The sequence below is a fragment of the Flavobacterium sp. UBA5153 genome (assembly GCA_002413745.1).
GTDB lineage: Bacteria > Bacteroidota > Bacteroidia > Flavobacteriales > Flavobacteriaceae > Flavobacterium.
The window spans coordinates 75,680-98,882 of record DHXP01000070.1 but is presented as its reverse complement, the minus strand read 5'-3'; the positions used below and the strand labels follow the sequence as shown (position 1 = coordinate 98,882).

Genomic DNA, 23,203 nt, shown 5'->3' with positions numbered 1-23,203 from the left:
ATATATTAACAACTAATTTTATTAACCCTGTTTTGATGTCTTCCTCCTTCAAATTCAGTAGTAAGGAAAGTTTCCACCATTTCTACAGCTTGTGGAATCGAAGTATAGCGCGCTGGAATACTAATTATGTTGGCATCATTATGTTGGCGAGCCAAGGTGGCAATTTCTTTTATCCAACATAAAGCCGCACGCACTTTTGGGTGTTTATTCACCGTCATTGCTATTCCGTTTCCACTTCCGCAAATTACAATTCCAAAACTAACTTTTCCTTCCGAAACATCTTTAGCAACAGCATGACCAAAATCAGGATAATCAACACTATCTATTGTGTCAGTACCGTAATTAATTACTTCGTGTCCTTTTGATTGAAGCATCGCTACAATTGCTTTTTTATAATCTGGTCCTGCATGATCGTTTCCTATGGAGATTTTCATTATATTTTTATTAAATTATGTACTGCAAATTTACTGAAAGAATTGTGGATTTTTAATTTTTTTAAATTAAATATATAACTGCTAGATTATCAATAATTTTTATAAAAATATTTAAATTAATGGCTCTATTGTAACTAAATTATTAATATAATGTAATGTTAATAGCCTTTTATAAATACTTGATAATCAGGTAACTTTAAATTAACATTAAATGTTTATAACTTTAGATAGAAAATTAGAAGTATTTCTCGTTTGTATTAAATAAAAACGTAATCCAAAATGGGAATGAAATAAACAAATTTAGTTTGGTGAATTTATGGAATAGTTATAGGTAAAAAAAGTGATGTTGTTAACAAAAATTTAATAGTAAACTTATTTACAAAACCAATGTTTTTATAATTATTAACAACTGTTCATTATTTTTTAAAATTACTTTAAAATAAACCTTTTAACCTAAAATAACTATGTTAACAAATCAATATAAAAACATCTAACTTTAAAATAACTGTTTTAAAAATAAAGTTATTGTAACTATTAACACGCTATAATAACCATTAAAAATTAATTTAAATTTCCTTTTTCTTTTTGTTGTTTTTAATAGATGTTGACAACTTTAGAATTTTTAAACAATTTTTAAATTATTATTTAATTCATCTAATATGTTTTGAACCCTCTCGAAATCATTGGGATGAATTTTCATTTTAATTCCACCCAATGCATTGGAATAAAATGGAGCAATCGAAGACATCATTTCATTTTCGAAAAAGTATTGAATTTCTTCTTGTTCCAATAGATGTTTTAGAATCACGATTTCATGCATGTAATTGAATATGGCTATGGTTTTAAATTCTTCCATTTTTTTTATTTTTATAAAGATACAAAAGTTATATTTTTAATAAATCTGAAATTCTAAATACTAAATTTGAAATCTTATTCGTAATTTTAGACTTTTAAGAAAAGATTTATGAGTAAAAAACTGAGAAAACCCGAAAAAAAAGAGAAAGATTTCTCTGATAAAATTATAAAAATATTAGCTAAAAATGCCAATAAAGCGTTTAATTATAAGCAAATAGCAGCTATTTTAGATTTAGATGACACTAAAAGTAGAAATGAAATTATTAGAGATTTAAAAATTCTCGCTTCCAATAAAAAGGTTGTAGAAACCGAACCTGGAAAATATCTTGTAAAAGCAATCAGTCAAGATTACTACGAAGGAACTATTGATATGACTGGTCGAAAAACCGCTTATTTTGTTTGTCCTGAATTAGATGAAGACGTATTTATTCCAACCAATAATTTAAACCGTGCTTTAGACAAAGACACGGTAAAAGTTTATGTTTACAATAGAAGAAAAGGAAGAAGACCTGAAGGTGAAGTTATTGAAGTTGTTGAAAGGAAAAAGACAGATTTTGTTGGAGTAATTGATATTCAAAAGAATTTTGCTTTTGTTTCGACTGCCAACCCAAAAATGTACACCGATATTTTTATTCCAAAAGATAAATTAGGCGAGGCTGAACAAGGAGACGTTGTATTAGTTCATATAGAAGATTGGCCTAAAAAAGCCGATAGTCCTTTTGGAGCTGTAATTAAAGTATTAGGAAAACCTGGTGAACACGATACTGAAATTCACGCTATCTTGGCAGAATATGGTTTACCTGCAGAATTTCCGGTAGAAGTAGAAGTTTATGCGCAAAAAATTGACACAACAATAAACGAAAGCGAGATTAAAAATCGTCGTGATATGCGTGATACTTTGACTTTCACGATTGATCCAAAAGATGCTAAAGATTTTGATGATGCCTTGTCTTTCAAAAAATTAGAAAATGGAAATTACGAAATTGGAGTCCATATTGCCGATGTTTCTTATTATCTCGAAGAAGGAACAATTCTGGATGATGAAGCTTATCAACGAGCAACTTCGGTATATTTAGTGGATAGAGTCGTGCCAATGTTACCGGAAGTTTTGTCAAATTATGCTTGTTCATTAAGACCGCATGAAGAAAAATATACTTTTTCGGCAATATTTGAAATCAACGAAAAAACTCAAGTAGTGAATCAATGGTTCGGTAGAACGGTAATTTTTTCAGATCAACGATTTTCATACGAAGAAACCCAACATATTATAGAAACCAAAGGAGATACAATTCCTGAGGAAATTTCCATCATAGGAAGTTCTTATCAAGTTCCTTCAGAAATTGTCGCTGCGACCTTAAAATTAGATCAATTAGCCAAGATTTTAAGAAGAGACAGGATGAATAATGGTGCCATTTCATTTGATAAAGTAGAAGTAAAATTCAATTTAGACAAGGAAGGCGAACCAGAGGGAGTTTATTTTAAAATATCAAAAGATGCTAATCATTTGATTGAAGAATTTATGCTTTTGGCCAATAAAAAAGTGGCGGAATACATTGGAAAACAAAAGAAAACTTTTATTTATCGTATTCACGATGAACCTAATGAAGATAAATTAATTGCGATGCAAACTGTGATTGCAAAATTTGGTTACAAAATAGATTTCAGAAATAAAGGAGATATTTCAAAATCCTTGAATGCTTTATTGAGTGATGTTGTTGGAAAAAAAGAGCAAAATTTAATAGATACTCTTGCAATTAGAACAATGAGTAAAGCCAAATATTCCACTGATAATATTGGACATTATGGATTAGCATTTGATTATTATAGTCATTTTACTTCTCCAATTCGTCGTTATCCAGACGTAATGGTGCATCGATTATTGCAATTTTATCTCGACGGAGGAAAATCTGTTGATGAAGAAAAGTATGAAGTTAAATGTTTACATTCCTCCACTATGGAAGGCTTGGCAACCAATGCCGAACGTGATTCCATCAAATATATGCAGGTAAAATACATGCAGAATCACAATGATCAGGAATTTTTAGGTGTAATTTCCGGAGTAACCGAATGGGGAATTTTTGTGGAAATTATCGAAAATAAATGCGAAGGAATGATTCGAATTAGGGAAATTAAAGACGATTATTATACTTTTGACGAAAAACAATATGCATTGGTTGGAGCAACAACTAAAGCTTTATTACAATTAGGCGACGAAATTTACGTTAAAGTAAAAAATGCCGATTTAGTGAAGAAACAATTGGATTTTAATTTTATCAGAAGAAACGAATAAATAAAAAAAATGAAAAACGTATTAGTTATAGCGATCGTACTATTGGCCCAAGTTACATTCGCCCAAGTCACAAGAGATCTTGGTGATTTTGATTCCGTTAAAGTATTTGACAAACTCAACGTGAAATTAATTTCATCCTCAGAAAATAAAATAATTATCACGGGAAACAGAGAAAATGAAGTTGAAGTTGTGAATAAAAATGGAGAATTAAAATTAAGAATGCCTTTTCCAAAATTATTGTCTGGCGACGATATTGTCATTAAATTATATTTCAAAAAAATAGAAACTATTGAAGCCAATGAAGGAAGTTATGTTTCAAGTGACAAAACTTTTAAGCAAACATCGATTGATTTAGATGCCAGTGAAGGATCAGAAATAAATGTAGTTTTAGATGTCGAGAAAGCAAATGTAAGAGCAGTTTCCGGCGGAATAATTGAATTATCGGGTAATGCGACCAATCAGAACTGTATTGTTTCTTCAGGCGGGGTTTTTAAAGGGAAAGAATTACATACTTCACAAACATCGATAACCGTTTCAGCCGGAGGGCAAGCAGAAGTTTATGCCACTTTATTGGTGGATGCAAAAGTGAAAGCCGGTGGTTCCATAGATATTTATGGAAAACCAAAACAGATCAACCAGAAAACAATTTTAGGGGGAACAATTAGGGAAAAACAATAGTATTTGATTGTATTTCTATTTTTAATAAATTTTATTTTCAATGATAAACGATATTTTATCAGGAATTCCGTGGGGAATTTTTTTAAGTTTCATGATAGGTCCTGTTTTTTTTATATTACTGGAAACAAGTATTATAAAAGGATTTAGAGCGGCTTTAGTATTCGATTTAGGTGTTATATTAGGTGATATTGTTTTTATTACCATTGCTTATTTAGGAAGTTATAGATTAATAAAAAGTTTAAAAGACAACTCGGCCCTTTTTATGTTTGGTGGAATATTGATGTTGGCTTATGGAGTAATTTCTTTTATCAGCTTAAGCAAGGAAAATAAAATCAACACCAAAGTTATAGACCAGGAAATTATCAGGAAAAACTATGCAAGTCTTTTTGTTAAAGGATTTTTTTTAAATATAATCAATATAGGAGTTCTTGGGTTTTGGTTGGCAATTATTATTTCCATCGGTCCAAAACTAGAAATGCAAACCTCTAGAATGATGACCTTTTTTACAACCGTGATTCTTTCCTATTTATTTGTTGATTGTATCAAAATAATATTAGCCAAGCAATTAAAAACTAAAATGACACCGACAAACATTTTTAAAATAAAGAAAGGAATAAGTATTGTTTTAATGGTTTTTGGGGTTGTTTTAATTACTCAAGGTTGGTTTCCAAAGGAAAAAGAGAAGTTGAAACACGTTTTGGAAAAAATAGATAAATAGTTATAAGAATAATAACTATAAACTTGTGTGTATTTTGATTTGTAGGTAATAAAAATGAAGAATAATAAAATTAATATCGAACTAGATTTCACTTTTGATGAATGGAAACAACTTCCGTTTGAATCAAAAAGAGAGATTTGGAATCATTATTGGAACCCTTATGATCCTAAAATAGGAAAGAAAACAAAACAGGCAATTGTCAATCAATTTGCAGATAAGTTAAATATTGCGTTTGAACAAATTGGAATTGGTTCTTTTGGTTGGTCAGTATATATGCTATTTGTTATAGTAAAAGAATCAAAAACTAGAATACCAAAACACTTTTCTGATTTATCTGTAAACAAAGAAGTTATTTTGGAATATCTTGAAGACAAAAAAGTTAAGGTTAAATTTGGATATGGTGGGCTTACAGAAGTTGTATTAGATGAAAGGATAATAATTAAATAAACTACCTACACCGTATAAATATTGCTAAAATTATGTTATAACGGAAAATTCCACTACTATTAAAAAACAAAAAAGCTATTAAATTTTATATTCTAAATTTAGAAATGGTTCATAAACAAAAAATCACCTTTTTTTTTAAATTAAACTAAAATAACCTCCAAGTTTCCTTGAAGGTTTCATCCGCATCTCCCGAAAGCTTTCGGGACGGATTCGAACCATAACTTTACCTAATTTTTTAGATTCTTCCTACGTCAGAATGACAAATATAAAAAAACCCTCAAGTTTCCTTGAAGGTTTTAGAGGCATCTTCCGAAAGCTTTCGGGACGGATTCGAACCATAACTTTAATTCATTTTTTTAAAAAATGATATAAAAAAAAGAGACACATTTCTGTATCTCTTCTTGAGGCATCGTCCGGATTCGAACCGGAGTAGGAGCTTTTGCAGAGCCCAGCCTAGCCACTCGGCCACGACGCCATTATTGAATGGACGGCAAAAGTAATAAATAATTTTGAATTTTGAATTCTAAATTTTGAAAAATTCACTTCTTTTCAAAGGCGATCTCTATTTCCCCTTTGGGGGTTAAGGGGCTTAATTTCTCGATTGTTCCATTTCAATGGAAACCGCTTCAACATCACCATCAATAGGAGGATTCAGTTTTGAAACCGCGGTTTTTATCCACCAAATGGATGGTATTTCTTTTAAAGATCTTGTAATAATTCTTTGAACAACGTGTTCCAATAAATGGGATCGAATAGCCATTTCTTCAACAACAATACGATTCAAAAGCACATAATCTACGGTGTCTTTTAAATCATCTGAGATGGATGATTGTTGCAAATCGGTTTTAACTTCCAAATCAACCGAATAATCGGATCCAATTTTTCCTTCTTCCAATAAACAGCCGTGATAGGAGTAGGTTCGAATATTTTTTAGTTTTATAGTTCCCATGGTAGAGGTTATAAGTTTAAAAGGTTATGGGTTTAGCTCAGAGATATAGGATTGTTTGAAATAACTAAACTTCTAAACACCTAAACTTCTAAACTCTTTTTTTATCTTTGCTAAAATTAAACAAAATTATGTCAACCGAAGAGAAATCACTTCATTTTATAGAACAAATTATCGAAGACAATTTAGCAAGCGGTTTTCCCCAAGATAAATTACGCTTTCGTTTTCCGCCAGAACCTAATGGCTATTTACACATTGGCCACGCCAAATCCATTTGCTTAAATTTTGGTTTGGGGTTGCGATACAATGCCCCTGTAAATCTGCGGTTTGACGATACCAATCCAGCCAAAGAAGAACAGGAATATGTTGATGCCATCAAAGAAGATTTGCGTTGGTTGGGTTTTCAATGGGCAGAAGAACGTTATGCTTCCGATTATTTCCAACAGTTATACGATTGGGCGGTTTTAATGATTAAAAACGGAAAAGCTTATGTTGACAGTCAGTCTTCTGAAGATATGGCCGCCCAAAAAGGGACGCCAACACAACCAGGAATTGATGGACCATTTAGAAACCGTTCTGTTGAAGAAAATTTGATTTTATTTGAAGCAATGAAAAAGGGTGATTTTCCCGAGGGAAGTCACGTTTTGAGAGCCAAAATAGATATGACATCGACGAATATGTTGATGCGTGATCCGTTGATGTACAGGGTATTGCATCGTCATCACCATAGAACGGGAAATGATTGGAAAATCTATCCAATGTATGATTTTGCGCATGGCGAAAGTGATTATATCGAGCAAATTTCACATTCCATTTGCACGCTTGAATTTGTGATGCACCGTGAATTATACAATTGGTTTTTAGACCAAATTTGTGACGAAAACAAAGTAAGACCTAGCCAATATGAATTTGCGCGTTTGAACTTGAATTACACTGTAATGAGCAAACGAAAACTGTTGCAATTGGTTCAGGAAAATATTGTAAATGGTTGGGATGATCCAAGAATGCCAACGATTTCGGGATTAAGAAGAAGAGGTTATACGGCGAATTCCATTCGGAAATTTTGTGATATCATTGGCGTTGCCAAACGTGAAAACGTGATTGAAGTTTCATTGTTGGAGTTTTGTTTGCGTGAAGATTTAAACAAAACCGCACCAAGAGTTATGGCGGTTTTAGATCCAATAAAAGTGGTTATTACTAATTATCCAGAAGGAAAAGAAGAATGGCTTGAAGCCGAAAACAATCAGGAAGACGAAAGTGCCGGTTTCAGAAAAGTGCCTTTTTCAAGAGAAATTTTCATTGAACGTGATGACTTTTTAGAAGAAGCTCCGGCCAAGTTTTTCCGATTGTCCATTGGAAAAGAAGTGCGATTAAAAAACGCTTATATCATTAAAGGAGAAAGTGTTGTAAAAGATTCGGAAGGAAATATTACCGAAATACACGCCGTTTATGACGAAGATTCTCGTAGCGGAAGTGGGAGTGAAGCAAGCCAAAGAAAAGTTGCCGGAACCTTGCATTGGGTTTCCATTCAACACGCCATTGAAGCCGAAGTTCGTTTGTATGACCGATTGTTTATAGATGAAGCACCAGACAGTCACAAAGAGAAAAACTTCCTTGATTTTATGAATCCAAATTCTTTGCAAATTGCGAAAGGATTCGTGGAACCAAGCTTATCAGAAGTTAAACCAGGAGAAAAATTCCAGTTTCAACGTTTGGGGTATTTCAATGTTGATAAGGATTCAGACAAAAAGAAATTAGTTTTCAACAAAACCGTTGGACTCAAAGATGCTTGGGAAGAAAAAGGTAAAAAAGAAGAAAATTTATTGATGAATACCCAGAAAGAAATCAATAAATATGTCAAAGAAAAAGACGAGAATGCTGCTGATGTTATTCTGAAATCAATTATTGACAACATAAAAAGCATTGATAATTTCAGTTTGATAAATAATACAATTGTAAAGAATATTAAAAATGATAACAATTCTTTATTGTTCTCGAATTTGATTTTAAATTATTCTGATCAAGTTCAAGCAAAAGACATCGAACAAGAACCATTGACAAAATTATATTCGATGTCGTTAAAAAGTCAATTGCCAATGGCGAGATTTTTTGCCATTCAAAATTTAAAAAACGACCCGAATCATCTTAACGATTTTAAAACACAACTTTCAGAATTAAAAAATACTGAGAAGAACGAAAAAGTTTTTGATTTATTAAATAATTTGAAATTTTAAAAATTTAACTATAGTTTTTGATAATGAAAAACGCCTTTTTAGGGCGTTTTTCTTATTATCGTAAATCCTTATAAAATTTCCATTTATAATAGAATTTTCCAATCAAAAACGGCTTTCATAAATCAATTTTAAGACGTTTTTTTTAGTTCGACAGTTCCTATTATGCTTATTGATTATTTGTGAATTTATAGTTGTTCAAATTGTGTTTTGAAAAAATATTGGCCACTTTAACGGCTTATTAACATTGCGGTGTTAATAAATGTTGTAACTTTAATAAATTATTAATTTAAATAGTAAAAATCATGTCAAACAACGCAGGAAATACATTATTGGCAGTTTTGTCAGGAGCAGTAATTGGAGTGGGTGTTGGAATTTTATTTGCACCAGATAAAGGAACTAAAACAAGAGAAAAAATCAAAGATGGTTTTGATGATGCAAAAAGTGATTTAAAACATAAATTTAAAGACGCCTCGGAAGAATTGAAAAGTAAATTTTCAAACGCCAAAAATGATTTAGAAGAAACTTATGAAAATATGATTTCTAATATGAGTCATAAAACTGAAGATGTGATATCTCTTTTGGAAATAAAATTAGCTGAATTAAAAGAACAAAATGCCAAACTTCAAAAGGATAAAGCTTCAACACAAAAAACGAATTCCTAAATAACTCAATTATGGCTTTTGAAGAACTAAAAGAAAACACAGAAAATATTCAAGATGAGGCTCAAGCCTATATCGAAAGTAATATTGCCTACTACAAATTAAAAAGTTTCAAAGTAGCAATGAAACTTACCACGTTGATTTTTAAATTTGCTTTTGTTTTTTTGTTTTTTTTAATAGTTTTGATGTTTTTTTCGGTTGCAGGGGCTTTAGCAATTGGTAAAACACTTGACAATTATGTATTTGGATTTTTAATAATTGGCGGAGTTTATCTAGTTATTTCAATAATTGTATTTTTGTTTAAAGACAAAATAATTGAAGAGCCAATTTTAGAGAAATTTTCAGAAATCTTTTTCAACGACTAAATTATGGATACAAAAAAATATTCTTCCTTTGCAGAAATAGAATCGGAATTAAAGATTTTGAAACTTGAAAAAGAACTCAGTTTTCAAAAAGTGATTTGGAATTTCCAAAAAATAAAAGAAAGTTTTGAGCCTAAAAATTTGATTGGTAATTTATTAGAGGCTTCTAAATCATTGCTTTCTAATTCGTATTCAATGCTTCTTAGCGCTGCAATTCCATTAGCCATCAAATGGTTATCCAAAATAAAAAGAGGCGATTAAGCCTCTTTTTTTATTAAAAGTATTTGTATTATACTTGTTCTTCTGGAGCTTTTGGAACCGGATTACTTGGATGAGAATCCTCGGTTTTTGCTTTTAATTTTCTGTTTTTTTTCTTCATCATTTCACCCACTTGGTTTGAGGCAGAAAACGAAGCCACCATATTGTTGAGCATATCGCTTCCGGCTTGCGGAGAATTTGGCAATAAAATTAAATTTGAATTTGCGTCTGCGCCAATGGCTTGCAAAGTGTCATAATGTTGAGTTACCACTATCAACGCAGATGCTTCCTGAGAATTAATTCCCACGCTGTTTAAAACTTCAACACTTTCTACTAAACCGCGAGCAATTTCGCGTCTTTGGTCAGCAATTCCTTGTCCTTGTAAACGTTTGCTTTCCGCTTCCGCTTTGGCTTTAGCCACAATTCTAATTCTTGTGCTTTCACCTTCAAATTCTGCCACCGTTTTTTCCCTGTCGGCAGCATTGATACGGTTCATTGCATTTTTTACCTGAATATCTGGATCAATATCCGTTACTAATGTATTGATGATATCATAACCATAAGTAGTCATAGCTTCATTCAATTCACGTTTTACAGCTATTGCAATATCGTCCTTTCTTTCGAAAACATCATCCAATTTGAGTTTTGGAACCTCGGCGCGAACGACGTCAAAAACGTATGCCGTAATTTGATCGTGAGGATATTCCAATTTATAAAAAGCATCATAAACCTTGTCCTGAATTACTTTAAACTGAACAGAAACTTTCATTTTCACAAACACGTTGTCTTTAGTTTTGGTTTCAATGATAACGTCCAATTGTTGAATTTTCAGGTTTACACGGCCTGCAACTCTATCAATTAAAGGCAATTTCAGTTGGAGTCCAGAATTTCTGACACTCAAAAATTTTCCAAAACGTTCGATAATAAATGAGGACTGCTGTTTTACCGTAAAAAAAGAGGAAAGAAAAATAAATAATCCGAAAACAAGAAGTACGACTAATGGAATGTTCATAGTTTGTATAATTTAGTTAAAAAATTACTGTTAAATTACAAAAAAACTTTAGGTTTGCCGTTGTTTAAATTAATTTTTATGAAAAAGATATGTTTCACATTCGCCTTTGTCTTGATTTCAATGGCTGTTTTTGCGCAATATGATTACAGGGATTCTAATAGAATTGGCATTTCTTTTGGTGTAAACCAATTTACCTTGAACACCAATAATTTCCAGACAAAACCAGGAACAGGTTGGAATGCTGGACTTTCAATGCGAGGAAATTTTTATGATGATTGGGATATGGTTTATGCGATGCAGTTTAGCGAAAACAATTTCAGTGTTGCCACAAACAGTGGATTTTTATCAAATAAAGATGTAAATTATAAATTATCGTCAGCTCAAATTTCGTTAATGGGAAGTTTTAGAATAATCGAAAACCATTTAACAGTTGAATTTGGACCAATAGTTCAAGTCAATGGTAAACTAAAAACGGATTATTCAAATGAAAACAATGTGATTTCTGGAACGACATTACTCGCCAAAGATATTGAGGACATTTCTAAATTCAATTTTTATCCAACGGTTGGAATCACGGCAGGAGCAAAGCATTTCCGAGCAAATATTTCATACCAATATGGAATTAATAATATGCTTGGTAATTTGAATAACAAAAACTTAGGAGTCCATTTTAAAGGAAATGCGGGAATTTTGAACGGTAATATTATTTTGTATTTGTAAAAAAATAAAAGCTTCCAGCTTTCAAAAGGCTGGAAGCTTTTTATATTATAGAGAATCTATCGCCTTCTCAATTCTTTTAATTGTTTCTTCTTTTCCAATGAGTTCCACAATATCAAATAAATGCGGCCCTTTTAATGCACCAACCAAACTTAAACGAAACGGTTGCATTACTTTTCCCATTCCAATTTCGTTTTTCGTCATCCAATCTTTCACGATGGTTTCGATATTCAATGAAGTAAAATCGGTTATTTCTCCAAGAACCGAAATCAATTTCTGCATTAAAGCTGGTGTTTCTTCTTTCCAATTTTTCGAAGCTTTCTCGTCATAAGAAGTTGGAGCCACAAAAAAGAAATCACTTAAATCCCAGAATTCCGAAATGAAATGGGCTCTTTCTTTTATTAAGGAAACTATTTTTGTTAATGTGTTTTCAGAAACAGAGAAACCTTTTTCGGCAACAATAGGAGCGAAGCTTTTCGCCAAATCCGCATCATTCTTTTTTACCAAATATTGATGATTGAACCATTTATTTTTTTCTGGGTCGAACTTGGCTCCTGATTTATGAACTCTGTTCAAATCAAAACTTTCTACTAATTCTTCTAAAGAATATAATTCTTTTTCTGTTCCGTCATTCCAGCCCAATAAGGCCAAAAAGTTGATTACCGTTTCCGGAAAAAATCCTTTTTCTCTGTAACCAGATGATGTTTCCCCTGATTTTGGATCCGTCCAATCTAATGGAAACACTGGAAAACCTAATTTATCACCGTCACGTTTTGATAATTTTCCGTTTCCAATGGGTTTTAGAATCAAAGGTAAATGCGCAAATTCGGGTACCTCCCAACCAAATGCCCGGTACAACAAAACGTGTAACGGCATTGACGGCAACCATTCTTCACCTCGAATCACGTGCGAAGTTTCCATTAAATGATCATCAACGATATTCGCCAAATGATAGGTTGGCATTCCGTCGCTTTTAAATAAAACCTTATCGTCCAATAAATTGGTTTCAAACTTAACCTCGCCGCGAATAATATCTTGCAAATGCAAAGTTTCGTCAACGGGTGTTTTGAAACGAATGACATAATCTTCGCCATTGGCAATTCTTTTCTCGGTTTCTTCAGCAGAAATCACCAAAGAAGTATCCAGTTTTTCCCGATTATGATGGTTATAAATAAATGTTTTTCCTTGTTCTTCGTGTTGTTTTCTATGGGCATCCAAAGCTTCGGCAGTGTCAAAAGCATAATAGGCATTTCCTGAATTAATCAACAAATCGGCATATTCTTTGTACAAGTGCTTTCTTTCGCTTTGACGATAAGGACCAAATTTTTCGTTTTTTCCAATGGTTTCATTAGGTGCAATTCCTAACCATTCCAAAGCTTCCATTATATACTCTTCGGCTCCAGGAACAAAACGATTTTGATCGGTGTCTTCTATTCGAAGAAAGAAAACACCGCCATTTTTTTTGGCAAACAAATAATTGAATAGGGCAGTACGTACGCCGCCAATATGTAAAGGTCCAGTTGGACTTGGTGCAAAACGCACCCGAACTTGCTTTGACATTTTTTTAGATTTTGCTGCAAATATACAATTTCAATTAGTCAATTTAGGAACTTGAAAACGAGAATAATTTAAGGCTTCCATATAGAAATTCGATTAATATATTTTTAACATTGATGGAATTTAAAAATGGTTACTTTTATCCGTTATAAAAACAAGGTATAAATTTTGGAATCGTCAAATTTTATTTATCAAAAGTTAGAGCTTTTCATCAAGAAGTTTTACACGAATGAGCTGATTCGAGGAATGATTTTCTTCATCGGTTTAGGATTGTTGTATTTCTTGTTCACACTTTTTGTGGAATATTTTCTTTGGCTCAAGCCAACGGGACGAACCGCCTTGTTTTGGGTTTTTGTTGGAGTTGAAGTTTTTTTGTTGTTTCGTTTTATTTTGTTTCCAATATTCCAATTGTTCCAACTTAAAAAAGGAATTGATTATAATGAGGCATCAAAAATCATTGGCAATCATTTTCTGGAAGTAAGTGATAAACTCACAAATTTCATTCAATTGTCGAATGACAAAAACCAATCCGAATTGTTATTGGCTTCCATTGAACAAAAAGCGAATGCCTTGCAGCCAATTCCTTTCGGGAATGCGATTAACTTTAGTAAAAATAGAAAGTATTTACCGCTAGCAATCATTCCAATTCTTTTTTTCTTGTTCTTTTATTTGTCGGGAAACAGCATAATACTTTCCCAGAGTTTGAATAGAGTGGTGCATTTTCAAGACCAATTTTCTCCTCCAGCTCCATTTCAATTTGTGGTATTGAATGATAATTTGCAAACCGAACAAAACAAGGATTTTATCATTCGAATAAAAACGAAAGGTAAAATAACTCCAGAAAACGTGATGATTTTCATTGGTGACGAAAGTTATTTTATGGAATCAACCAAAGCCGGAGAATTTCAATATAAAATCGAAAAACCAATTTTAAATGTTTCGTTTCACGTGGAAGCCAATGCGGTTTCCTCACCTGATTATGAATTAAATGTGGTCACCGTTCCTTCGATTGCTAATTTTGAAATGCAGTTGAATTTTCCTTTTTATTTGAATAAAAAACCGGAACTTATTAAAGGAACAGGCAACGCCATTGTACCGGAAGGAACGCGAGTTACTTGGAAAATAAACGCACTAGCCACCCAAAACATTAATTGGAAGGATTTAACGTCTAATTTTCCCTTTTCGAAATCAGAAAACAGTTTTATTTTTTCTAAATATATATTGCAAAATACGGGATATCAAATTATTACATCGAATGAGAAGGTAAGTAATTACGAAAAACTCAATTATCAACTTTCCGTAATTAAAGACCAGTTTCCTATAATTAATGTGAATAACGCTCCGGATAGTTTAAAAGTTGACAAAAGCTTTGTTTTAGGACAACTTTCAGATGATTATGGACTCTCTAAACTGCAAGTTGTTTATTATCCCAAAAACAAACCAGAAGCTATTAAACGTGGAGCAATTGCCATTAAGAAAGCAGTTTTTGACCAATTTATTTTTGCTTTCCCCGCCAATTTACCTGTTGAACAAGGCGTTTCTTATGAATATTATTTCGAGGTTTTCGACAATGATGCAATCCATAATTTCAAAAGTACGAAATCATCCGTTTTCTCCAATCGGATTGCTACTGATGACGAAAAAGAAGATCTGGACTTGCAACAGCAAAACAACAATGTTAATAGTTTAGAGAAATCATTGAAAAACCAAGACAAACAAATTTCTGATTTAGAAAAACTTCAAAACGCCAACAAAGAAAAAGAAAATCTCGAATTCAAAGACCGTCAAAAGATCGATGATTTCTTGAAACGTCAAAAACAGCAAGATCAATTGATGAAAGATTTTGCAGAGAAAATGAAAGATAATCTTGACAAATTCAAAATGGATAAAAAGGACGAATTTAAAGAAGATTTGCAAAAACGCCTGGATAATGTAGACAAGGATTTGGAAAAAAATCAAAAACTATTGGATGAATTAAAAGAACTGAATGACAAAATCAAGCAGGAGGACTTGATGGATAAAATGGACAAGTTCAAACAAAACGCAAAAAACCAAACTAGGAGTTTAGAACAATTAGTTGAACTGACCAAAAAATATTACGTACAGAAAAAAGCAGAACAGTTAAAAGAAAAACTTGATAAACTTTCCACAAAGCAAGAAGATTTGTCGAATAAAGACAAAGAAAACAATACTAAAAACCAAGAAGAAATCAGCAACGAATTCGATAAAATTCAACAGGATTTAAATGAATTGGACAAAGAAAACAATGAACTTAAAAAACCATTGGATATTTCAGTTGACAAGGAACAACAAAAAAGTATTGATGAAGACTTAAAAAAAGCATTTGAAGAATTGCAAAAAGACAAAAAAGCAAATGCTAAACCAAAACAAAAAAGCGCTTCCAGAAAAATGAAACAAATGTCCCAGAAAATGGAGCAAAGTATGGAAAGTGGAGAAATGGAACAACTTGAAGAAGACATCGCAATGTTGCGCCAAATTCTCGATAATTTGCTTACTTTTTCGTTTTCACAAGAAGATTTAATGGCCAAATTCAAAAGTTTTCAAATGGGTTCACCGGCTTTTAATAAAAATTTAAAGCTCCAACAAGATTTAAAACTACAGTTCAAACATATTGATGATAGCTTGTTTGCTATGTCTTTGCGAAATCCAAAACTCGGTGAAGACATTACAAAAGAGATTGGAAACACACAATATAATTTAGACAAGTCTTTGGAGACTTTGTCTGATGCCCAAATCCCTAAAGGAGTTTCGCATCAACAATACACAGTCTCTTCAGCCAATAAACTAGCTAATATATTATCCGATATTTTAAACAATATGCAAATGTCTATGTCAAGTAGGGGTGCTGGTAAACCAAAACCCGGACAAGGAGAAGGAATGCAATTGCCGGACATTATTAAAAAACAGGACGGGTTGGTCAAGAAAATGCAGGACGGTTTAAAAAAAGGACAAAAACCAGGTGAAGGCAAAGAAGGGGAAAAGGGGAAAGAGGGTCAAAAAAAAGGCAATGAAGGTCAAAATGGAGAAGAAGGAGAAGGAGATGCAAAGGCAATTATGGAAATATATAAAGAGCAAAAGCAATTAAGGGAATCTTTACAGAATGAATTAGACAAGCAAGGAATTGGTGGGAGCGGTCAAAATGCTTTAGAACAAATGAAGCAAATTGAAAAACAATTATTGAACAAAGGTTTTAAGAACGAAACACTTCAAAACATTCTCAGAGTGAAACAAGAACTTTTAAAACTTAATACTGCTTTACAGCAACAAGGTCAAGAAAACAAACGTCAATCAGAGGCCAATAAGAAGGAGTTCAATAATCAATCTAAAGCACTGCCAGAATCATTATTGGATTATTTAAATAGCATTGAAATATTAAATAGACAATCCTTACCTTTGCGCTCGAATTTTAACCAAAAAGTTCAAGTATATTTTAACAAAAATGATAGATTTTAATTACGAAACCGATTTTAACTTAGAGAACGAAGAAACATTAGCTAAGTGGCTATCTAGTGTAATTGCGTCAGAAAACAAGAAAGAAGGCGAAATAAATTACATATTTTGCGATGATGATTATTTGCATAAAATCAACCTTGAGCATCTTGATCACGACACATTGACGGATATTATTAGCTTTGATTACAGTATTGGAAATGAAATAAATGGTGATGTTTTTATTTCCATTGAAAGAGTAAAAGACAACGCTGTCGATTTTGATGTTTTATTTGATGAAGAATTAAAAAGAGTTCTAGTGCATGGCATTTTACATTATTGTGGATACAAAGATAAAACCGATAATGACGCGTTAATAATGAGAAATAAAGAAGATGAAAAATTGGCTATGTTTCACGTGGAACAATAGTATTAAAAATCAAAATTTTTAGATTTGAAAAGTTTTATTTTTAAATTTAAAATATGCAATGTTTCACGTGGAACAACAAATATAGATTTATGATGCGGCATGAACAATCCTGAATCCTAAATCCTAAATCCTAAATTAAAGATGTTTCAAGAAGAATATGATGTAATCGTCGTTGGTGCTGGCCACGCAGGTTCCGAAGCTGCTGCTGCTGCTGCTAATTTGGGATCGAAAACCTTGTTGGTCACAATGAGCCTGCAAAACATTGCTCAAATGTCTTGCAATCCTGCAATGGGCGGTATTGCCAAAGGGCAGATTGTTCGTGAGATTGATGCGCTTGGTGGTTATTCCGGAATCGTTTCTGACAATACCGCCATTCAATTCAAGATGTTGAACAAGTCAAAAGGTCCGGCAATGTGGTCACCTAGGGTTCAAAGTGACCGTATGCGTTTTGCGGAAGAATGGAGATTGATGTTGGAACGAACTCCAAACCTTGATTTTTATCAAGAAATGGTAAAAGGATTGATTATCGAAAATGGCAAAATCAAAGGTATTCGAACTTCGCTTGGAATAGAAATTAAGGCAAAATCGGTAGTGTTGACTAATGGAACTTTTTTAAATGGTTTAATTCATATTGGTGAAAAGCAATTCGGAGGAGGAAGAGCTGGAGAAAGCGCTGCCTACGGAATTACCGAAGATTTAGTGGGAGTAGGTTTTCAAGCAGGAAGAATGAAAACTGGGACACCGCCTAGGGTTGATGGACGCTCATTGGATTATTCCAAAATGAATGAGGAAAAGGGAGATACCAAACCAGATAAATTTTCATATTCTGATATTACCAAGCCTTTGATTCATCAGAAATCCTGTCACATGACTTACACTTCTCTTGAAGTTCATAATATTTTAAGGGAAGGTTTTGATCGTTCTCCGATGTTCAATGGGCGAATAAAAAGTATTGGTCCGAGATATTGCCCCTCCATTGAGGACAAAATCAATCGGTTTGCCGACAAGGAAAGACATCAGTTATTTGTGGAGCCTGAAGGTTGGAATACCGTCGAAGTATATGTGAATGGCTTTTCGACTTCTCTTCCTGAAGACATTCAGTTTAAAGCATTGCGTTCCGTTGTTGGTTTCGAAAAAGTTAAATTTTTCCGTCCGGGATATGCCATTGAATACGATTATTTCCCGCCAACACAATTGAAGCATACGCTGGAAACCAAGTTAATTGAAGGATTGTATTTTGCTGGACAAATAAACGGGACCACAGGATATGAAGAAGCGGCTTCGCAGGGATTGATGGCCGGAATTAATGCGGCATTAAAAGTTCAGGAAAAAGCTCCGCTAATTTTGAAAAGGGATGAAGCCTATATTGGGGTTTTAATTGATGATTTAATTACAAAAGGAACCGAAGAACCGTACAGAATGTTTACATCTCGTGCCGAGTTTAGAACATTATTACGTCAAGATAATGCGGACTTTAGATTGACGCCGATGTCTTACGAAATAGGACTGGCTTCTGAAAAACGCTTGCGCAGAATGGAACACAAATTGAAGGAATCCGAAAAAATGGTTGCTTTCTTTAAAGAAACCAGTGTTTCGGTTGCTGAAGCAAATCCTATTTTGGAATCAAAAGACACGGCTTTGATTACTCAAGGCGACAAATTATTTAAAGTTTTTTCTCGCCCACAAATTGATTTGGAAGACATCATTAAATTCGAAAAAGTGGCGGCTTATGTTGCGGAAAACGATTTGGATCAAGAAATATTGGAACAAGCCGAAATACAAGTGAAATATTCTGGATATATCGAAAAGGAAAGGAATAATGCCAATAAAACAACTCGATTGGAAGATGTAAAAATCCCTGAAAATTTTGATTACAACAAAATAAAATCGATGTCAATTGAAGCAAAACAAAAATTAAGCAAGATTCGTCCAGTAACAATTTCACAAGCTTCGAGAATTAGTGGAGTTTCGCCAAGCGATGTTTCTGTATTATTGATTTATATGGGAAGATAGAATTGATGGAGAATTAATATTGTTCCACGTGAAACTACCTTGTAGATGCTTGGTATTATTGAGACTTTTTAAAAGAATAAAATTTAAAAATGAATATTTCAAACAAAAAACATTTTCTTACGGTAAAAGATTATTCGGTTTCCAAAGAAACTTTCGACTTGTATCACGATGAAGTTTTGGATATGTTAATCACTTTTCCGCAACCAAGTTTAGACAATCTAGGCAAATATTACGAAAGTGAAGATTACATTTCCCATACGGACAATAAACGATCTCTATTTGAAAAAGCGTACCATTTCGTAAAAAGCATAGCTTTAAAAAACAAGCTCAATTTAATAAATTTGCTTCAACCCAATAAGGGAAAGATTCTAGACATTGGAGCCGGAACAGGAGATTTTTTAGCGGTTGCAAAAAAGGATGGTTGGCAAATAATAGGAGTAGAGCCAAGTGAAAAAGCAAAGACGATTGCTAAAAACAAAGGAGTTTCGTTTGTAAAACTTACAAGCGAATTAGAAAACAACTCTTTTGACGTGATTTCGATGTGGCACGTTTTGGAACACGTTCCTGATTTGGACAAACAAATTAAAGAATTGAAACGATTGTTAAAACCAACCGGAACATTAATAATTGCCGTTCCAAATTTTAAATCGTTTGACGCAAAACATTACGGAAATTTTTGGGCAGCTTATGATGTGCCAATCCATTTTTGGCATTTTTCTAAAACAGCGATAAAGTTGCTTTTTGAAAAAGAAGAAATGCAATTGGAAAAAGTCTTACCAATGAAGTTTGATTCATTTTATGTGAGCTTGCTTTCCGAAAAATACAAATCAGGAAAAATGAATTTTATAAAAGCCTTTTTTATCGGATTGCAATCCAATTGGTACGCTAGGAAGAATTTTGAATATTCCTCGCACATTTACATCATAAAAAACAGCTAAAATTGATTTTAAGCGCATTTAAAAAATAGTTTTTGAGGCTTTGCTGCTTGATATTAGTTTTTTAAATAAAACCGCTTATTTGAGCGCTGTTAAGCTCGACTTTAATAATTATAAATTATAAATATTTTAATTTCAATAACAAAAACTTATATCACAAATATTTTGCATTTTTAAAACTTTATCCGAATGCTACTTATTTTTTTATATTTTTGTAACAATACTTAAAAATTAGAAAAACTTAAAAATGAAAAAAGCATTATTAATTATCGCACTTTCGGTTTCAATTGTTTCATGTAATAAAACAGCAGAAGTTAAGGAAGTAAAAACAGCTTACGTGGATACTTCAGTCTTAATGAAAGAATATACTGAAGCGAAAGACCTTCAAGCTAAATACAAAGCAAAATCTGACGAAAAAGGAAGAGAGCTTGATGCTGAAATTGCGAGATTCAAACAAGAAGCTTCCAGCTTTCAGAGTCAAGCACAAGCAAATGGTCAAGCTTGGGCACAACAAAAAGGAGCTGAGTTGCAAAAAAGAGAACAACAATTAAACTATGCTCAACAAGCCCTTTCTCAACAATTACAACAAGAAAGCAGTGTAGAAATGGACACATTGGTTAGCGGAGTTAAAAAATTCATCAAAGCATACGGCAAAGAAAAAGGTTATGCTTACATCTACGGAACGGGTGATGCAGCCAGTATTTTATATGCTGAAGATAAATATGATATAACGAAAGACATCATCAAATTATTAAACGAGAAATATAAAGCACCCGCTAAAAAAGAGGAAGTTAAAAAATAATTTTATTGAAATTAGTTTATCAAATGTCACGCAATTGCGTGACATTTTTTGTTTTATCTAGTCAAAAAGCTATATTTTTAGCCTTTAATTTATACGCCAAATGCAAACTATTTCCGAAGCCGCCGTTTACACCCTGAGATTTATCAATCAAACCCATCGCTCTGTTTTCCTTACGGGAAAAGCTGGAACTGGAAAAACGACGCTTCTTCGAGAAATTATTCAAACCACGCACAAGAATACGGTTGTGGTAGCACCAACGGGAATTGCGGCATTAAATGCTGGCGGAGTAACAATTCACTCAATGTTTCAGTTGCCTTTCGGCGGATTTATTCCGGATAATTCGGCTCCCCATTTTTCTGAAAACACGAAGTTTGAAACGAAGGCTACCTTACGCAGACACTTTAAAATGAGCGGTTTAAAGAAGTCGGTTATTCGAAATATGGAATTGCTTATCATTGATGAAGTGAGTATGCTCCGTGCCGATTTGCTGGACGCAATGGATTTTATGATGCAAACCGTTCGCAAAAAAAGCAGTCCTTTTGGCGGAGTTCAAGTATTGTATATTGGCGATTTATTGCAACTGCCTCCCGTAATTCGGGACGAGGAATGGCGAACATTACGAACCTATTACAAAGGAAAATTCTTTTTTCATTCACACGTTGTGCAGCAAAATCCGCCTTTATATATCGAATTATCCAAGATTTTTCGTCAAACTGACGATGCCTTTATTTCGATTTTGAACAATTTGAGAAACAATCAAATTTCTTCGGCAGACATTCAAGCTTTGAATCAATATGTGAAACCTGATTTCGATTTGAAAGCCAACAAAGGGTATATTACTTTAACAACTCACAATGCCAAAGCGGATGCAATGAATGCGCAAGCGTTGGAAGACCTGGAAGGAAAATTAGTAACCTACAAACCGGAAATCGTTGACGATTTCCCGGATAAAATATTTCCTGTCGAAGAAAATTTAAGGCTCAAAGTAGGCGCGCAAGTTATGTTTGTGAAAAACGACTTGTCTTTCGATAAAAAGTATTTCAACGGAAAAATGGGATTTATAAAATCGCTTTCGAGCCAGGAAATTCTTGTTCATTTTCCCGAAGAAAATAAAACCATAGAAGTCGAAAAATATGAATGGCAAAACATTCGCTATAAGGTGGATGAAAACACCAAGGAAATTGAGGAAGAAGTCTTGGGAACTTTTGTTCATTATCCAATAAAACTCGCTTGGGCAATCACGGTTCATAAAAGTCAAGGATTGACTTTCGACAAAGCTGCGCTCGATGTTTCACAGGTTTTTCTTCCCGGACAAGCGTATGTGGCTTTATCGCGTTTACGCTCGTTAAACGGCTTAATTTTACTTTCTCCGTTGCGAATGAATGGTATTTCGAACGATCAAGACGTGATGGATTATTCGCTTAACAAAGCATCGGATTCGTTTTTAGCAAATGCACTGCATTTTGAAACAAAAAATTTCATCCATAATTACCTGATTAACACTTTCGATTGGGATGATTTGGCTCAGGAATGGCGCAATCATAAATTTAGTTACAATGAAAAAGGGGAAAGTTCGGAGAAATCAAAACACGCCGTTTGGGCACGAAAACAAACGGAAGCCATCGAATCGCTTTTGGATCCATCCAAAAAATTCATAACACAATTGAATAAACTTTTCAGTCAGGAAACCGCAGATTTAAATCATATTTCCGAAAGAATACAAGCGGCATTCGACTATTTTTTATTACCAATGGACAACTTGGTTCACGAAATTCTTTGGAAGATTGAAGAAGTAAAACGCATTAAAAAGGTAAAGGCGTTTTATGAGGAATTGGTTGTACTCGAAGAATTGCAAATCAAGGCCGTTTTGCGATTAATGAAAGCTAAATTATTGATAGAAACGGTCGTAAATGGCGAAACAATTTCGAAAGAAAAACTTTCTTCAGATGAAATTAAATATTACAAAATCAATAAGTTAAAAACTATTCAAGAAGATTTCAAATCGGTAAACGTAACTTTAATCGAAGACGAAATTGACCTGGAAAGATACACTTCAAAGAAGAAAGTTACTAAAGAGCCCAAAAAATCGACCGTTCAGGAAACGTATGAATTGTGGCTCGAAAAGAACACCATCAAAGAGATTGCGGCCATTAGAAAATTCACTGAGGAAACCATTCTAGGACATTTAACAAAATTAATTCAGTCGCAAACCATAAGCATAAAAGATGTTTTACCCGAGGATAAAATTCTGGAATTGACCGAGGCTTTCTATGGCTATAAGGAAGAATCGATTTCACCTCTTAAAGAAAAATATGGCGATAAATTTAGTTGGGAAGAACTGAGAATGTTTAAAGCGAGTTTGAATCTAAAATATTGAAATGAATTGTCGTGTATAAAAAAACCCAT

General features: G+C 33.1%; 20 protein-coding genes and 1 tRNA gene. 15 read left to right on the top strand and 6 right to left on the bottom strand.

All coding sequences use genetic code 11. The annotated features are described in order from the left end of the window. Window positions 1–5: 5 nt before the first annotated feature. Window positions 6–434 carry a ribose 5-phosphate isomerase B gene (gene rpiB, locus B2145_RS14415; RefSeq protein ID WP_291103647.1) on the bottom strand — a complete coding sequence of 143 codons (429 nt, stop codon included), beginning with the start codon at window positions 432–434 and terminating at the stop codon, window positions 6–8. A gap of 622 nt (window positions 435–1,056) precedes the next feature. After that, window positions 1,057–1,290 (bottom strand): putative signal transducing protein, encoded by a 234-nt coding sequence (locus B2145_RS14410; RefSeq protein ID WP_291103645.1) that lies wholly within the window; start codon window positions 1,288–1,290, stop codon window positions 1,057–1,059. Between the two features lie 108 nt (window positions 1,291–1,398). Here B2145_RS14410 and rnr point away from each other — a divergent pair, with 108 nt between their 5' ends. Genes rnr through B2145_RS14390 form a run of 4 tightly spaced genes read left to right on the top strand, consistent with a single transcriptional unit; the run spans window position 1,399 to window position 5,422 of the window. Next, the gene (gene rnr, locus B2145_RS14405; protein ID WP_291103643.1) at window positions 1,399–3,579 is read left to right on the top strand and encodes a ribonuclease R; all 2,181 of its coding nucleotides are present in this window, start codon (window positions 1,399–1,401) and stop codon (window positions 3,577–3,579) included. A gap of 9 nt (window positions 3,580–3,588) precedes the next feature. After that, window positions 3,589–4,257, top strand: coding sequence for a head GIN domain-containing protein (locus tag B2145_RS14400; protein WP_291103640.1), 669 nt, complete (start codon window positions 3,589–3,591; stop codon window positions 4,255–4,257). A 40-nt stretch (window positions 4,258–4,297) separates the two neighbouring features. Beyond that, window positions 4,298–4,975: a LysE family translocator gene (locus B2145_RS14395; RefSeq protein WP_291103638.1), complete on the top strand. Its 678-nt coding sequence runs from the start codon at window positions 4,298–4,300 to the stop codon at window positions 4,973–4,975. A gap of 54 nt (window positions 4,976–5,029) precedes the next feature. Next, the gene (locus B2145_RS14390; RefSeq protein WP_291103636.1) at window positions 5,030–5,422 is read left to right on the top strand and encodes a hypothetical protein; all 393 of its coding nucleotides are present in this window, start codon (window positions 5,030–5,032) and stop codon (window positions 5,420–5,422) included. A 404-nt stretch (window positions 5,423–5,826) separates the two neighbouring features. Here B2145_RS14390 and B2145_RS14385 read toward each other — a convergent pair. Then, a tRNA-Cys gene (locus tag B2145_RS14385) sits at window positions 5,827–5,897 on the bottom strand. 114 nt (window positions 5,898–6,011) lie between these two features. Beyond that, window positions 6,012–6,371, bottom strand: a complete 360-nt coding sequence (folB, locus tag B2145_RS14380; RefSeq protein WP_291103634.1) for a dihydroneopterin aldolase — start codon at window positions 6,369–6,371, stop codon at window positions 6,012–6,014. Window positions 6,372–6,499: 128 nt separating this feature from the next. On the opposite strand from folB, the gene B2145_RS14375 reads away from it, so the two are divergent. The 4 genes from B2145_RS14375 (at window position 6,500) to B2145_RS14360 (ending at window position 9,884) form a co-directional block, all read left to right on the top strand. Next, window positions 6,500–8,602, top strand: a complete 2,103-nt coding sequence (locus tag B2145_RS14375) for a glutamine--tRNA ligase/YqeY domain fusion protein (protein WP_291103631.1) — start codon at window positions 6,500–6,502, stop codon at window positions 8,600–8,602. A 302-nt stretch (window positions 8,603–8,904) separates the two neighbouring features. Next, complete coding sequence (locus B2145_RS14370) at window positions 8,905–9,264, top strand: YtxH domain-containing protein (RefSeq protein ID WP_291103629.1); 360 nt, start codon at window positions 8,905–8,907, stop codon at window positions 9,262–9,264. 11 nt (window positions 9,265–9,275) lie between these two features. Next, window positions 9,276–9,626: a competence protein gene (locus B2145_RS14365; protein WP_291103626.1), complete on the top strand. Its 351-nt coding sequence runs from the start codon at window positions 9,276–9,278 to the stop codon at window positions 9,624–9,626. A 3-nt stretch (window positions 9,627–9,629) separates the two neighbouring features. Beyond that, the gene (locus tag B2145_RS14360; RefSeq protein ID WP_291103623.1) at window positions 9,630–9,884 is read left to right on the top strand and encodes a DUF6327 family protein; all 255 of its coding nucleotides are present in this window, start codon (window positions 9,630–9,632) and stop codon (window positions 9,882–9,884) included. A 28-nt stretch (window positions 9,885–9,912) separates the two neighbouring features. Here B2145_RS14360 and B2145_RS14355 read toward each other — a convergent pair whose 3' ends face one another. Next, the gene (locus tag B2145_RS14355; RefSeq protein WP_291103620.1) at window positions 9,913–10,893 is read right to left on the bottom strand and encodes an SPFH domain-containing protein; all 981 of its coding nucleotides are present in this window, start codon (window positions 10,891–10,893) and stop codon (window positions 9,913–9,915) included. A gap of 78 nt (window positions 10,894–10,971) precedes the next feature. Between B2145_RS14355 and B2145_RS14350 the strand changes: the two genes are divergently transcribed. After that, the gene (locus tag B2145_RS14350; RefSeq protein ID WP_291103618.1) at window positions 10,972–11,613 is read left to right on the top strand and encodes a PorT family protein; all 642 of its coding nucleotides are present in this window, start codon (window positions 10,972–10,974) and stop codon (window positions 11,611–11,613) included. A gap of 45 nt (window positions 11,614–11,658) precedes the next feature. On the opposite strand, the gene gltX is transcribed toward B2145_RS14350, so the two are convergent. Continuing rightward, a complete protein-coding gene (gltX, locus tag B2145_RS14345) occupies window positions 11,659–13,170 on the bottom strand; it encodes a glutamate--tRNA ligase (protein ID WP_291103616.1) in 1,512 nt (503 codons plus the stop codon). A gap of 165 nt (window positions 13,171–13,335) precedes the next feature. Here gltX and B2145_RS14340 point away from each other — a divergent pair, with 165 nt between their 5' ends. The 6 genes from B2145_RS14340 (at window position 13,336) to B2145_RS14315 (ending at window position 23,174) form a co-directional block, all read left to right on the top strand. Continuing rightward, window positions 13,336–16,641 carry a hypothetical protein gene (locus tag B2145_RS14340; protein WP_291103613.1) on the top strand — a complete coding sequence of 1,102 codons (3,306 nt, stop codon included), beginning with the start codon at window positions 13,336–13,338 and terminating at the stop codon, window positions 16,639–16,641. Beyond that, on the top strand, window positions 16,628–17,047 hold the full coding sequence (ybeY, locus tag B2145_RS14335) for an rRNA maturation RNase YbeY (protein WP_291103610.1): 420 nt from the start codon (window positions 16,628–16,630) through the stop codon (window positions 17,045–17,047). The genes B2145_RS14340 and ybeY overlap by 14 nt, the downstream gene beginning before the upstream one ends. A 141-nt stretch (window positions 17,048–17,188) precedes the next feature. After that, window positions 17,189–19,060: a tRNA uridine-5-carboxymethylaminomethyl(34) synthesis enzyme MnmG gene (mnmG, locus tag B2145_RS14330; protein ID WP_291103608.1), complete on the top strand. Its 1,872-nt coding sequence runs from the start codon at window positions 17,189–17,191 to the stop codon at window positions 19,058–19,060. Between the two features lie 89 nt (window positions 19,061–19,149). Continuing rightward, window positions 19,150–19,998 carry a class I SAM-dependent methyltransferase gene (locus B2145_RS14325; RefSeq protein ID WP_291103606.1) on the top strand — a complete coding sequence of 283 codons (849 nt, stop codon included), beginning with the start codon at window positions 19,150–19,152 and terminating at the stop codon, window positions 19,996–19,998. Window positions 19,999–20,242: 244 nt separating this feature from the next. Beyond that, window positions 20,243–20,797 (top strand): OmpH family outer membrane protein, encoded by a 555-nt coding sequence (locus B2145_RS14320; protein WP_291103604.1) that lies wholly within the window; start codon window positions 20,243–20,245, stop codon window positions 20,795–20,797. Between the two features lie 100 nt (window positions 20,798–20,897). After that, on the top strand, window positions 20,898–23,174 hold the full coding sequence (locus B2145_RS14315; RefSeq protein WP_291103603.1) for a helix-turn-helix domain-containing protein: 2,277 nt from the start codon (window positions 20,898–20,900) through the stop codon (window positions 23,172–23,174). Window positions 23,175–23,203: the final 29 nt, after the last annotated feature.

Excerpts from the sequence above, each read along its gene's own strand:
- rpiB (WP_291103647.1), bottom strand. The coding sequence starts at position 434 with ATGAAAATCTCCATAGGAAACGATCATGCAGGACCAGATTATAAAAAA.
- B2145_RS14360 (WP_291103623.1), top strand. The coding sequence starts at position 9,630 with ATGGATACAAAAAAATATTCTTCCTTTGCAGAAATAGAATCGGAATTA.
- rnr (WP_291103643.1), top strand. The coding sequence starts at position 1,399 with ATGAGTAAAAAACTGAGAAAACCCGAAAAAAAAGAGAAAGATTTCTCT.
- B2145_RS14320 (WP_291103604.1), top strand. The coding sequence starts at position 20,243 with ATGAAAAAAGCATTATTAATTATCGCACTTTCGGTTTCAATTGTTTCA.
- B2145_RS14395 (WP_291103638.1), top strand. The coding sequence starts at position 4,298 with ATGATAAACGATATTTTATCAGGAATTCCGTGGGGAATTTTTTTAAGT.
- mnmG (WP_291103608.1), top strand. The coding sequence starts at position 17,189 with ATGTTTCAAGAAGAATATGATGTAATCGTCGTTGGTGCTGGCCACGCA.
- ybeY (WP_291103610.1), top strand. The coding sequence starts at position 16,628 with ATGATAGATTTTAATTACGAAACCGATTTTAACTTAGAGAACGAAGAA.
- B2145_RS14375 (WP_291103631.1), top strand. The coding sequence starts at position 6,500 with ATGTCAACCGAAGAGAAATCACTTCATTTTATAGAACAAATTATCGAA.
- B2145_RS14390 (WP_291103636.1), top strand. The coding sequence starts at position 5,030 with ATGAAGAATAATAAAATTAATATCGAACTAGATTTCACTTTTGATGAA.
- gltX (WP_291103616.1), bottom strand. The coding sequence starts at position 13,170 with ATGTCAAAGCAAGTTCGGGTGCGTTTTGCACCAAGTCCAACTGGACCT.
- B2145_RS14365 (WP_291103626.1), top strand. The coding sequence starts at position 9,276 with ATGGCTTTTGAAGAACTAAAAGAAAACACAGAAAATATTCAAGATGAG.
- B2145_RS14315 (WP_291103603.1), top strand. The coding sequence starts at position 20,898 with ATGCAAACTATTTCCGAAGCCGCCGTTTACACCCTGAGATTTATCAAT.
- B2145_RS14370 (WP_291103629.1), top strand. The coding sequence starts at position 8,905 with ATGTCAAACAACGCAGGAAATACATTATTGGCAGTTTTGTCAGGAGCA.
- B2145_RS14400 (WP_291103640.1), top strand. The coding sequence starts at position 3,589 with ATGAAAAACGTATTAGTTATAGCGATCGTACTATTGGCCCAAGTTACA.
- B2145_RS14355 (WP_291103620.1), bottom strand. The coding sequence starts at position 10,893 with ATGAACATTCCATTAGTCGTACTTCTTGTTTTCGGATTATTTATTTTT.
- B2145_RS14325 (WP_291103606.1), top strand. The coding sequence starts at position 19,150 with ATGAATATTTCAAACAAAAAACATTTTCTTACGGTAAAAGATTATTCG.
- folB (WP_291103634.1), bottom strand. The coding sequence starts at position 6,371 with ATGGGAACTATAAAACTAAAAAATATTCGAACCTACTCCTATCACGGC.
- B2145_RS14350 (WP_291103618.1), top strand. The coding sequence starts at position 10,972 with ATGAAAAAGATATGTTTCACATTCGCCTTTGTCTTGATTTCAATGGCT.
- B2145_RS14410 (WP_291103645.1), bottom strand. The coding sequence starts at position 1,290 with ATGGAAGAATTTAAAACCATAGCCATATTCAATTACATGCATGAAATC.